The sequence below is a fragment of the Klebsiella planticola genome (genome assembly GCF_000783935.2).
In the GTDB taxonomy this organism is placed as follows: Bacteria; Pseudomonadota; Gammaproteobacteria; order Enterobacterales; family Enterobacteriaceae; genus Klebsiella; species Klebsiella planticola.
This window is the reverse complement of sequence record NZ_CP026047.1, coordinates 1202008-1214439: the sequence shown is the minus strand read 5'-3', so window position 1 is coordinate 1214439 and position 12432 is coordinate 1202008. Positions and strand designations below refer to the sequence as shown.

The window sequence follows — 12432 nt, the reverse complement described above, 5'->3', positions numbered from 1 at the left end:
TCCGCCCCAGCTTTCAGGATTATCCCTTAGTATGTTAAAAAAATTTCGTGGCATGTTTTCCAATGACCTGTCCATTGACCTGGGTACCGCGAATACCCTGATTTATGTAAAAGGACAAGGCATCGTATTGAATGAGCCTTCCGTTGTGGCCATTCGTCAGGATCGTGCCGGCTCGCCGAAAAGCGTCGCTGCTGTTGGTCATGAAGCGAAGCAGATGCTCGGGCGTACACCGGGCAATATCGCGGCGATTCGCCCGATGAAAGACGGCGTTATCGCCGACTTCTTCGTCACCGAAAAAATGCTCCAACACTTTATTAAACAGGTGCATAGCAATAGCTTCATGCGTCCAAGCCCGCGTGTTCTGGTGTGCGTACCGGTCGGTGCAACCCAGGTTGAGCGTCGTGCGATTCGTGAATCTGCTCAGGGCGCTGGCGCTCGTGAAGTCTTCCTGATTGAAGAGCCGATGGCGGCTGCGATTGGCGCGGGCTTACCGGTTTCCGAAGCGACCGGTTCTATGGTGGTGGATATTGGTGGCGGTACCACCGAAGTGGCGGTTATCTCCCTGAACGGCGTGGTTTACTCCTCTTCCGTTCGTATCGGTGGTGACCGTTTCGATGAAGCCGTGATTAATTATGTGCGTCGTAACTACGGATCCCTGATCGGTGAAGCGACGGCTGAACGTATTAAGCATGAAATCGGTTCGGCGTATCCGGGCGATGAAGTGCGTGAAATCGAAGTTCGCGGCCGTAACCTGGCAGAAGGCGTGCCACGCGGCTTTACCCTGAACTCGAACGAAATTCTCGAAGCGCTGCAGGAACCGCTGACCGGTATCGTCAGCGCGGTCATGGTCGCGCTGGAACAGTGTCCGCCGGAGCTGGCTTCCGATATCTCCGAGCGTGGTATGGTTCTGACTGGCGGTGGCGCCCTGCTGCGCAACCTCGACCGTCTGTTGATGGAAGAGACAGGTATTCCTGTCGTAGTTGCAGAAGATCCACTGACTTGCGTCGCACGTGGCGGCGGTAAAGCGCTGGAAATGATCGACATGCACGGCGGCGACTTGTTCAGCGAAGAGTAGTCAGCCGAAGGTCCAGGGTAGCCTCAAAAGCTACCCTTGGTCTTAACTGACACGAGAATACGCATAGCCTATGAAGCCAATTTTTAGCCGTGGCCCGTCGCTACAGATTCGCCTTATCCTGGCGGTTTTGGTGGCGCTTGGCGTGATTATCGCCGACAGCCGCCTGGGTACGTTCAGTCAGATTAGAACGTACATGGACACTGCCGTCAGCCCTTTCTACTTTATCTCAAATGGTCCCCGGGAATTGCTGGACAGCGTATCGCAAACGCTGGCAACCCGCGATCAGCTCGAACTGGAAAACCGCGCGCTGCGTCAGGAACTGCTGCTGAAGAACAGCGATTTGCTGATGCTGGGTCAGTATAAACAGGAGAACGCGCGTCTGCGCGAGCTGCTGGGCTCGCCGCTGCGCCAGGATGAGCAAAAAATGGTGACTCAGGTCATCTCTACGGTTAACGATCCTTATAGCGATCAGGTTGTTATCGATAAGGGCAGCGTTAACGGCGTATACGAAGGCCAGCCGGTGATCAGCGACAAAGGCGTGGTTGGTCAGGTCGTTGCGGTGGCGAAGTTAACCAGCCGCGTGCTGCTCATCTGCGACGCGACGCATGCGTTGCCGATTCAGGTTCTGCGTAATGATATTCGCGTGATTGCGGCGGGTAACGGGTGCACTGACGATTTGCAGCTGGAGCACCTGCCGGCGAACACCGATATTCGCGTCGGCGATGTGCTGGTGACCTCCGGTCTCGGTGGCCGCTTCCCTGAAGGCTACCCGGTCGGCGTGGTTTCCTCGGTGAAGCTCGACACGCAGCGTGCGTATACGGTCATTCAGGCGCGTCCAACGGCGGGTCTGCAGCGTCTGCGCTATCTCCTGCTGCTGTGGGGAGCCGATCGTAACGGGGCCAACCCGATGACGCCGGAAGAGGTGCACCGCGTTGCCAATGAACGTCTGATGCAGATGATGCCGCAGGTTCTGCCGGCACCAGATGCCATGGGGCCGCAAATGCCTGCGCCAGCAACCGGCATGACGCCGCCTTCGCAACCTCTGCCTGCAGGGGGGCAATAGTGGCAAGTTATCGAAGCCAGGGACGCTGGGTTATCTGGCTCTCGTTTCTTATCGCGCTATTGCTGCAGGTCATGCCCTGGCCGGCGGACCTGACCGTCTTCCGGCCAAACTGGGTATTCCTGATCCTGCTTTACTGGATCCTCGCCTTACCGCATCGGGTGAACGTAGGCACCGGTTTCGTCATGGGGGCGATCCTCGATCTGATCAGCGGGTCGACACTGGGCGTTCGCGCGCTATCGTTAAGTATCATCGCTTATCTGGTGGCGCTGAAATATCAGCTGTTTCGCAATCTGGCGCTCTGGCAGCAGGCGCTGGTGGTGATGATGTTATCCCTTGCTGTGGATATCGTTGTTTTCTGGGCAGAGTTTTTAGTGATCAACGTCTCTTTCCGTCCGGAAGTGTTCTGGAGTAGTGTAGTAAACGGTGTGCTCTGGCCATGGTTATTCCTGCTGATGCGGAAAGTCCGTCAGCAATTTGCGGTGCAATAAGGTTGATATGACGACTCTGTATCTCGCTTCAGGCTCTCCGCGTCGACAAGAACTGCTGACGCAACTGGGGTTATCTTTTGAACGTCTGGTTCCCGGTATTGAAGAACGACGCCTGCCACAGGAGAGCGCCGGGCATTATGTTGCGCGTCTGGCGCGTGAAAAAGCGCAGGCGGGGGTCGCACTGGCCCCGCGCGATCTGCCGGTGCTGGGGGCCGATACCATTGTTATCCTGAACGGCGAAGTGCTGGAAAAACCGCGCGATGCCGCGCACGCCGCCGAGATGCTGCGCATGCTCTCCGGTAAGACGCATCAGGTCATGACGGCCGTGGCGCTGGCGGATAAGCAGCTGACGCTGGATTGCCTGGTGGTGACGGAAGTCACCTTCCGCCTGCTTTCAGATCAGGATATTGCCAGCTATGTGGCCAGCGGCGAACCTCTGGACAAAGCAGGTGCATACGGTATTCAAGGGTTGGGTGGCTGTTTCGTCAGGAAGATTAATGGCAGCTATCACGCCGTGGTCGGCTTACCGCTGGTAGAAACGTATGAGTTGCTGAGTAACTTTAACTCACTGCGTGAAGAAAAGGGATAAAGATGACGGCTGAATTATTAGTTAACGTAACGCCATCGGAGACGCGCGTTGCGTACATTGATGGCGGTATTCTGCAGGAAATTCATATTGAGCGTGAAGCGCGGCGCGGAATCGTAGGCAATATCTACAAAGGTCGTGTCAGTCGTGTACTGCCGGGGATGCAGGCGGCTTTTGTAGATATTGGCCTGGATAAGGCCGCATTTCTGCACGCGTCAGATATTATGCCGCATACCGAATGCGTTGCCGGGGAAGAACAAAAGCAGTTTACGGTGCGCGATATTTCCGAACTGGTTCGTCAGGGCCAGGACCTGATGGTTCAGGTGGTGAAAGATCCGCTCGGCACCAAAGGCGCCCGCCTGACGACGGACATTACGCTGCCTTCCCGCTATCTGGTCTTTATGCCGGGGGCTTCTCACGTCGGCGTGTCACAGCGTATCGAGAGTGAAGCTGAACGCGAGCGGTTAAAGAAGGTGGTGGCCGACTACTGCGATGAGCAGGGCGGTTTTATCATCCGTACCGCCGCGGAAGGGGTGCATGAACAGGAGTTAGCCGCCGATGCGGCTTACCTCAAGCGCGTATGGACGAAGGTCATGGAGCGCAAAAAACGTCAGCAGACCCGTTATCAGCTGTACGGTGAACTGGCGCTGGCTCAGCGCGTGCTGCGTGATTTTGCCGATGAGCATCTGGACCGTATACGCGTCGATTCCCGCCTGACGTATGAATCGCTGGTGGAGTTTACCGCCGAATATATGCCGGAAATGACCAGCAAGCTGGAGCATTACAGCGGCCGTCAGCCGATTTTCGATCTCTTTGACGTGGAGAACGAAATTCAGCGCGCGCTGGAGCGTAAGGTGGAGCTGAAATCCGGCGGCTATCTGGTTATCGATCAAACCGAAGCGATGACCACCGTGGATATCAATACCGGGGCATTTGTCGGTCATCGCAATCTCGACGATACGATTTTTAATACCAATATTGAGGCGACTCAGGCGATTGCCCGCCAGCTGCGTCTGCGCAATCTGGGCGGGATTATCATTATTGATTTCATTGATATGAATAATGAAGATCACCGTCGCCGGGTGTTGCATTCACTGGAACAGGCGCTGAGTAAAGATCGGGTCAAAACCAGTATTAACGGCTTCTCCCAGCTTGGTCTGGTAGAGATGACCCGTAAGCGGACTCGTGAAAGCGTTGAGCACGTGTTGTGTAAGGATTGCCCTACCTGCCACGGACGCGGTACGGTGAAATCGGTGGAAACGGTGTGCTATGAAATCATGCGTGAGATTGTGCGTGTGCATCATGCCTACGATTCCGATCGTTTCCTGGTCTATGCTTCTCCTGCGGTTGCGGAAACCCTGAAAGGGGAAGAGTCGCACGCGCTGGCGGAAGTCGAAATCTTTGTCGGCAAACAGGTCAAAGTACAAATTGAACCGCTCTATAATCAAGAGCAGTTCGATGTCGTTATGATGTAATCATCTGGTTTGCTTCTGCTCTGGCACCCGGGAGTATGGCCGAACGACGGCTTATCCCGGAAGTCAACGCCGCCGACGCGGAGGCAAATAGACGGATGACGTGTAAAAGTCTGACAAGGAGAGAGGCGTGAGGCGACTGCCCGGGATATTACTGCTCACCGCGGCAACATTGACAGTTGTCGTCGCACTGCTGGTGAGCGGCCTGCGTCTCGTTCTGCCGCAGCTGGACGCATGGCGCCCGCAGCTGCTGGAAAAAATCTCTGCGCTTTCAGGCTCCCCGGTCAATGCTTCACAGCTAACGGCCCGCTGGGAAAACTTTGGCCCGACGCTCGACGTGCGCGATGTCTCCGCGGGTCTGAAAGACGGCGGCCAGCTCTCGGTTAAACGGGTCACTCTGGCGCTGGATGTCTGGCAAAGTCTGCTGCACATGCGCTGGCAATTCCGCGACCTCACCTTCTGGCAGTTGAAAATCCATACCAATTCGCCAATCCAGACCAATGATGGCGGCGAGAGTCTGAAAACCGACCATATTGGCGATCTCTTCCTGCGCCAGTTCGACCACTTTATTCTGCGCGATAGCCATTTGAGTTTCGTGACCATTTCCGGGCAACGTGCGGAATTAGCTGTTCCGCAGCTCACCTGGCTGAATACGAATAACCGCCATCGTGCAGAAGGGCAACTGAGTCTCTCCAGTCTGAACGGCCAGCATGGGGTGATGCAGGTACGTATGGATCTGCGTGATGAAAATGGTCTGCTGAACAAAGGGCGCGTATGGCTGCAGGCGGATGATATTGACGTGAAGCCGTGGCTGGGCCGCTGGATGCAGGACAATATTGCGTTGCAGACTGCGCGCTTTAGCCTCGAAGGCTGGATGACTATCGACAAAGGCGATATCGCCAGCGGTGACGTCTGGTTGAAGAAGGGCGGCGCCAGCTGGCAGGGTGATGGTCAGCCCCATCGATTGACGGTAGATAATCTGACGGCCCATATCTTCCGCGAGAAGCAGGGCTGGGGCTTCGACATCCCGGATACCCGGATCTCGATCGACGGCAAAGCCTGGCCGCGCGGCGCGCTGGCGATGGCGTGGATCCCGGCCCAGGATGTCGGCGGTGATAACCACTCGCGCAGCGATGAGCTGCGTGTCCGCGCCAGTCACCTCGATCTCAATGGCCTGACCGGGCTGCAACCGATTGCCGATAAGCTGGCCCCTGAGCTGGGCGAGGTCTGGCGTACCACGCAACCTGCCGGCAAAATCGATCTGCTGGCGCTGGATATCCCGCTGCAGGCAGCGGAAAAGTCCCGTTTTCAGGCAAGCTGGAGCGATCTCTCCTGGAAACAGTGGAAGCTGCTGCCGGGGGCCGAACATTTCTCGGGTAGCGCTGCCGGAAGCGTGGAGAACGGCTCGCTGCACGCCAGTATGAGCGAAGCCAAAATGCCTTATGCCACGGTCTTCCGCGCCCCGCTGGAAATTGCCAAAGGTGATGCCACCCTCAGTTGGGTGAAGAATGACAAAGGCTTTATGCTTGACGGGCGCAACATTGACGTGCAGGCAACCGGAGTACGTGCGCGGGGAGGGTTCCGCTATTTACAGCCGCAGGGTGATGAGCCGTGGCTGGGGATTCTGGCGGGGATCAGCACCAATGACGGTGGTCAGGCATGGCGCTATTTTCCAGAAAACCTGATGGGCAAAGAGCTGGTGGATTATCTCAGCGGCGCGATAAAAGGCGGGCAGGCAACCAACGCCACCCTGGTTTACGGCGGTAACCCGCACCTGTTCCCGTATCTGCATAACGAAGGCCAGTTCCAGGTTTCGGTGCCATTAACCAACGCCACCTTTGCCTTTCAACCCGACTGGCCGGCATTAACCGGGCTGGATATCAACCTCGATTTTATCAATAACGGTTTGTGGATGAAGGCCGATAAGGTCATGTTGGGGAACGTCACCGCCAGCAACCTTGATGCGGTTATCCCGGATTATTCGCGGGAAAAACTGCTTATTGATGCCGATATCAACGGTCCAGGGAAAGATGTCGGACCCTATTTTAACGAGACGCCGCTGAAAGAGACGCTGGGTTCGGCACTGGATGAACTACAACTGGATGGGAATGTGAGCGCTCGCTTACATCTTGATATTCCGCTGGATGGCGAGCTGACCACCGCCAAAGGCGATGTCAATCTGGTGAATAACAGCCTGTTTATCAAACCGATTGATACAACGCTGAAGGATCTGACCGGTAAGTTCAGCTTTACAAATGGCGATCTGAAAAGCGAGACCCTGAAAGCCAGCTGGTTTAATCAGCCGTTGAATCTCGATTTTTCCACCACCGAGGGACCTAAGGCCTTCCTGGTCAACGTTGGCATGAACGCCAGCTGGCAGCCATCGCGTACCGGTCTCCTGCCAAAAGCGGTCAATGATGCCGTTAGCGGTAGCGTGCCGTGGGACGGTAAGGTGGCAATTGAGCTGCCGTACCATGGGAATGCGAGCTATAAGGTTGATATTAACGGCGATCTGAAAAATGTAAGCAGTGACTTACCTTCTCCGGTCGATAAAACAGCGGGTGAGCCGCTGCCGGTGAAAATTAATGTTGAAGGCGGGTTAAACAGCTTCGAGTTGACCGGCGCTATTGGTGCGAAAAATCATTTCAACAGCCGCTGGCTGTTGAACCGTAAGCTGACGCTGGATCGGGCGATTTTAACCTCTGATAGCAAAGCCATTTCTCCGCTGCCGGATCAGGCCGGCGTTGAGCTGAATATGCCGGCGATGGATGGCGCGGAGTGGCTGGCGCTTTTCCAGGGTGGCGCAGTCAATGAAGTCAGCAGCAATATTCTCTTCCCGGAACGTATCACGTTGCGCACGCCGTCGCTGACGTTTGCTGGCCAAAGCTGGAACAACGTGAGCCTGGTGAGTCAACCGAATGCCGGTGGCTCGAAGGTTGAAGCCCAGGGGCGCGAAATTAACGCCTCTTTGACAATGCGGCAAAATGCCCCCTGGCAGGCCGCCATTCGCTATCTGTATTACAACCCGGCTGCCGCTCAGAAGAGTGGTGAGGCGTCCAGCGGGACGAACCCGCTTGCCAGTAACCGCCTTGATTTTCGCGGTTGGCCGGATCTCCAGCTGCGCTGCGCAGAGTGCTGGCTATGGGGGCAAAAATACGGGCGCATCGACGGTGATTTCTCAATTAAAGGCGATACCCTGACGCTGGCTAACGGGCTGGTGGATACCGGTTTTGGCCGTCTGACTTCCGACGGCGTATGGGTCAATGCCCCGGGCGGCGTGCGGACGTCGCTGAAAGGTAAACTCCATGGGAATAAAACGGATGCCTTCGCCAGCTTTTTCGGTATTTCGACGCCGGTGAAAGGGTCGTCGTTCGATGTCGATTACGATTTGCACTGGCGTGCACCGCCGTGGCAGCCGGACGTGGCATCGCTCAATGGGGTGCTGAAAAGCCATCTCGGGAAAGGCGAATTTACCGACATCAGCACCGGTCATGCCGGGCAGCTGTTGCGTCTGCTGAGCGTCGATGCGCTGCTGCGAAAGCTGCGTTTCGACTTTAGCGATACCTTCAGCGAAGGCTTCTATTTTGATTCGATCAACAGCACGGCATGGATTAAAGATGGCGTGCTGAATACGGATGATACGCTGGTGGATGGCCTCGAGGCGGATATCGCGATGAAAGGCTCGGTCGACCTGGTACGCCGCCGGCTGGATATGCAGGCCGTCGTGGCCCCGGAAATTTCGGCGACCGTCGGCGTTGCGACAGCGTTTGTGATAAATCCGATAGTCGGCGCCGCGGTGTTTGCCGCCAGTAAAGTGCTGGGGCCGCTGTGGAACAAAGTATCTATCCTGCGTTATCGCATTACTGGCCCTATCGATCAGCCGCAGATCAATGAAGTCCTGCGCCAGGCGCGCAGTGACAAAAAGCAATGATTTGACGATTGCGGGGAATTACCGCACTCTCAATGGATAGCGTTTTTTATTTCCGCCTGACCGGCGGCAACAAACGAGTAGCATAACGATGAGTCTGAACCTGGTAAGTGAACAATTACTGTCAGCAAATGGCCTGAATCATCAGGATCTTTTTGCCATTCTTGGCCAGTTGGCCGAGCGCCGTCTGGATTACGGCGATCTCTATTTTCAGTCGAGCTATCACGAATCCTGGGTTCTGGAAGACAGCATCATTAAAGATGGTTCGTACAATATTGACCAGGGCGTCGGCGTTCGTGCGGTCAGCGGCGAGAAAACGGGTTTTGCTTATGCCGACCAAATCAGTCGACTGGCGCTGGAACAGAGCGCGCAGGCGGCTCGTACCATCGTGCGCGACAGCGGCGACGGCAAAGTGCGTACCCTGGGGGCGGTAGAATACAGCGCGCTGTATACCAGTATCGATCCGCTGCAAAGTATGAGCCGCGAAGAGAAACTGGATATCCTGCGCCGCGTCGATAAAGCGGCTCGCGCCGCTGATAAACGCGTGCAGGAAGTGTCCGCCAGTCTGAGCGGCGTGTATGAATTGATTCTGGTCGCGGCGACCGATGGCACGTTAGCGGCGGACGTTCGTCCGCTGGTGCGTCTGTCGGTCAGCGTGCTGGTGGAAGACGACGGTAAACGTGAACGCGGCTCCAGCGGCGGCGGCGGTCGTTTTGGCTATGACTATTTCCTGGCTGCCGAAGACGGTGAAGTCCGTGCCGATGCCTGGGCGAAAGAAGCGGTGCGGATGGCGCTGGTGAATTTATCTGCCGTTGCCGCCCCGGCGGGCATGCTGCCGGTGGTGCTGGGGGCCGGTTGGCCTGGGGTATTGCTGCATGAAGCGGTAGGACACGGTCTGGAAGGCGATTTCAACCGTCGCGGTACCTCGGTGTTCAGCGGCCATATGGGGGAACTGGTGGCTTCCGAACTGTGCACCGTGGTGGATGATGGCACCATTGCCAATCGCCGCGGCTCGCTGGCCGTTGATGACGAAGGGACGCCGGGCCAATACAACGTGCTGATTGAGAACGGTATCCTGAAAGGTTATATGCAGGACAAACTCAATGCGCGTTTGATGGGCGTTGCGCCGACCGGTAACGGCCGTCGTGAGTCATACGCCCATCTGCCGATGCCGCGGATGACCAACACCTACATGCTGGCAGGTAAATCGACGCCGCAGGAGATTATCGAATCGGTTGATTACGGTATCTATGCCCCTAACTTCGGCGGTGGTCAGGTCGATATCACCTCAGGTAAGTTTGTGTTCTCCACTTCAGAAGCCTACCTGATCGAAAAAGGGAAGGTCACGAAAGCAGTGAAGGGGGCGACCCTGATCGGTTCCGGTATTGAAGCGATGCAGCAGATTTCCATGGTCGGTAACGATCTGAAGCTTGATAGCGGTGTCGGCGTGTGCGGTAAAGAGGGCCAGAGCGTGCCGGTAGGCGTTGGCCAACCGACGCTGAAAGTCGATAACCTTACCGTTGGCGGAACCGCCTGAGTATTCTGAATGCGCTTCCGCATTTTGCGGAGGCGCAGCCTGCACCGGCCATCGCTGCTGTTTGTGTCGCGTCGCTAGCGGGCAATTCCCCGGCCGTGCATCCCCTGGTAAATTTTTGCCACCTCGACGAAATACTCCGTCAGTGAATTAATACAGACCTGAACCTTCAGCGGTAGCTTGTCTTTTTCGGTATACAGCGCGTATACCGGACGCGGATCTGACTGGTAGCTTGGCAGCAGGATCTCCAGCTCACCGCGGTTGATCTCTTCGATCGCCCACATCAGCGGAACGTAAGCCACCCCGACCCCTGCGGTCAGCCAGCGGACCAGCGTCATGGGATCGTTGGTGACAAAGCGGCCCTGGGGGATCAGTTTGGTTGAGATCCCTTCCGGGGCGATAATTTCAAATTCATTGTCAGGGCGCACACTGTACTCCAGCCACGAATGGCTGGCGAGATCGGCCGGTTTTTCCGGGATCCCCGCCTGCTGCAGGTAGCTTTTTGCTGCGCAGAGCACCATCGGCATCGAGCCAAGCCGGCGTGAAAAGAGGCTGGAATCCTGCAATGCCCCGACGCGGATCACCACATCCAGCCCGTCAGCAATCAGATCCGGCGCCGGAATTCCGGTGACCAGGTTGACGGATAAACCCGGGTACTCTTTCAGCATTCCAGCGGTTATGTGGGCGAGGACATTTTGTGCCATAGTTGAAGAGCAGCCGACGCGCAGCGTACCGATGGGCGTATTGTTAAACGCGTACAGTTGCTCATGGACGTCCTGCGCTTCGAACAGCATTCGTCGGCAGCCCTGGTAATAGATCTTGCCGGCTTCCGTTAAGCCAAGGCTGCGGGTGCTGCGGTTAAGCAGCTTCACCTGGAGTTCATCTTCCAGTCTGGAGACAGTCTGGCTGATGGATGAAACGCTCATCTGGAGCTGGTGTGCCGTGGCGGTAAATGAACCCAGTTCAACCACTTTGGCAAAAACGGACATGCGTTTTAATCGTTCCATTGTTCACTCTGACTTAAAAGTGATTTAGATCACATAATATAGATCATGCTGCAATTGTTACGTTACTATATTGTTAGCTACATAATAAACGCTTCACGCATATCACCTGTACGCTTCTTATCAAGGTCATCATGAGTCTGTTTCCTGTCATCGTGATTTTCGGCTTGTCATTTCCGCCGATCTTCTTTGAGTTGCTAATATCGCTGGCCATTTTCTGGTTGGTACATCGGCTGTTGGTTCCCACCGGCATCTATGATTTTGTCTGGCACCCTGCACTGTTTAATACCGCGTTATATTGCTGCCTTTTTTATCTGATATCGCGTTTGTTCGTTTGAGGTCGATGTGAAAACACTAACAAGAAATATCTTCCGTACCGCAATCACTGTGATACTGGTTATCCTCGCATTTGTCGCGATTTTTCGCGCATGGGTCTATTACACCGCATCACCCTGGACGCGTGACGCACGCTTTAGCGCCGATATCGTGGCGATCGCGCCGGATGTGTCAGGACTGATTACGCAGGTCAACGTCAAGGATAACCAGCTGGTTAAGAAAGACCAGGTTTTGTTCGTGATCGATCAGCCGCGTTATCAGAAAGCCCTCGAAGAGGCTCAGGCCGATGTCGCTTACTACCAGACCCTGGCGCAGGAAAAGCGTACCGAGGCCGGGCGTCGTAACCGGCTTGGCATACAGGCGATGTCCCGTGAGGAAATAGACCAGGCCAACAACGTCTTACAAACGGTGGAGCATCAGCTGGCAAAAGCGATGGCAACCCGCGATCTGGCGAAGCTCGATCTTGAACGCACGGTTATCCGCGCGCCGGCCGATGGCTGGGTGACCAACCTCAACGTATACAGCGGCGAATTTATTACCCGTGGCTCGACAGCCGTGGCGCTGGTTAAGCAAGACACCTTTTACGTGGTGGCCTACCTCGAAGAGACCAAACTTGAAGGGGTTCGTCAGGGCTACCGTGCGGAAATCACCCCGCTGGGAAGCAGCCGCTCGATTAAAGGTACGGTGGACAGTATTGCCGCCGGGGTGACCAACGCCAGCAGCAGCAGCGATGCTAAAGGGATGGCTTCCGTGGATTCTAACCTTGAGTGGGTTCGCCTGGCGCAGCGTGTGCCGGTCCGTATTCGACTCGATAAGCAGCAGGGCAATCTGTGGCCAGCGGGGACAACCGCGACGGTGGTGATTACCGGTAAAGAAGACCGCGATACGACCCAGGTGAACTTCTTCCAGAAACTGGCGATGCGCCTGCGTGAGTTTGGTTAATCGC

At 55.9% G+C, this 12432-nt stretch carries 10 protein-coding genes; 9 read left to right on the top strand and 1 reads right to left on the bottom strand.

Going from position 1 to position 12432, the window contains the following annotated elements; translation table 11 throughout:
* Positions 1-31: 31 nt before the first annotated feature.
* From mreB to tldD, 7 genes are all read left to right on the top strand, one after another.
* Complete coding sequence (gene mreB / locus MC50_RS05845) at positions 32-1075, top strand: rod shape-determining protein MreB (protein WP_002918653.1); 1044 nt, start codon at positions 32-34, stop codon at positions 1073-1075.
* Positions 1076-1145: 70 nt separating this feature from the next.
* Positions 1146-2138, top strand: coding sequence for a rod shape-determining protein MreC (mreC, locus tag MC50_RS05840; RefSeq protein ID WP_032690540.1), 993 nt, complete (start codon positions 1146-1148; stop codon positions 2136-2138).
* Entirely contained in the window at positions 2138-2626 is a 489-nt protein-coding gene (gene mreD, locus MC50_RS05835; RefSeq protein ID WP_004868276.1) for a rod shape-determining protein MreD, read from the top strand. Before mreC ends, mreD begins: the two co-directional genes overlap by 1 nt.
* Positions 2627-2633: 7 nt before the next feature.
* Positions 2634-3215 (top strand): Maf family protein, encoded by a 582-nt coding sequence (locus MC50_RS05830; RefSeq protein WP_032690541.1) that lies wholly within the window; start codon positions 2634-2636, stop codon positions 3213-3215.
* A 2-nt stretch (positions 3216-3217) separates the two neighbouring features.
* Positions 3218-4687 carry a ribonuclease G gene (rng, locus tag MC50_RS05825; RefSeq protein WP_032690542.1) on the top strand — a complete coding sequence of 490 codons (1470 nt, stop codon included), beginning with the start codon at positions 3218-3220 and terminating at the stop codon, positions 4685-4687.
* Positions 4688-4814: 127 nt separating this feature from the next.
* The gene (gene yhdP, locus MC50_RS05820) at positions 4815-8615 is read left to right on the top strand and encodes an AsmA2 domain-containing protein YhdP (RefSeq protein WP_049266984.1); all 3801 of its coding nucleotides are present in this window, start codon (positions 4815-4817) and stop codon (positions 8613-8615) included.
* Positions 8616-8703: 88 nt separating this feature from the next.
* Positions 8704-10149, top strand: coding sequence for a metalloprotease TldD (gene tldD, locus MC50_RS05815; RefSeq protein ID WP_032690544.1), 1446 nt, complete (start codon positions 8704-8706; stop codon positions 10147-10149).
* Between the two features lie 74 nt (positions 10150-10223).
* On the opposite strand, the gene aaeR is transcribed toward tldD, so the two are convergent.
* Positions 10224-11153, bottom strand: a complete 930-nt coding sequence (gene aaeR / locus MC50_RS05810; RefSeq protein ID WP_032690545.1) for an HTH-type transcriptional activator AaeR — start codon at positions 11151-11153, stop codon at positions 10224-10226.
* A gap of 131 nt (positions 11154-11284) precedes the next feature.
* Between aaeR and aaeX the strand changes: the two genes are divergently transcribed.
* Together aaeX and aaeA are read left to right on the top strand one after the other, a co-directional pair.
* Positions 11285-11488 (top strand): p-hydroxybenzoic acid efflux pump operon protein AaeX, encoded by a 204-nt coding sequence (gene aaeX, locus MC50_RS05805; RefSeq protein ID WP_004868260.1) that lies wholly within the window; start codon positions 11285-11287, stop codon positions 11486-11488.
* A 7-nt stretch (positions 11489-11495) separates the two neighbouring features.
* Positions 11496-12428, top strand: a complete 933-nt coding sequence (gene aaeA / locus MC50_RS05800; RefSeq protein WP_032690546.1) for a p-hydroxybenzoic acid efflux pump subunit AaeA — start codon at positions 11496-11498, stop codon at positions 12426-12428.
* Positions 12429-12432: the final 4 nt, after the last annotated feature.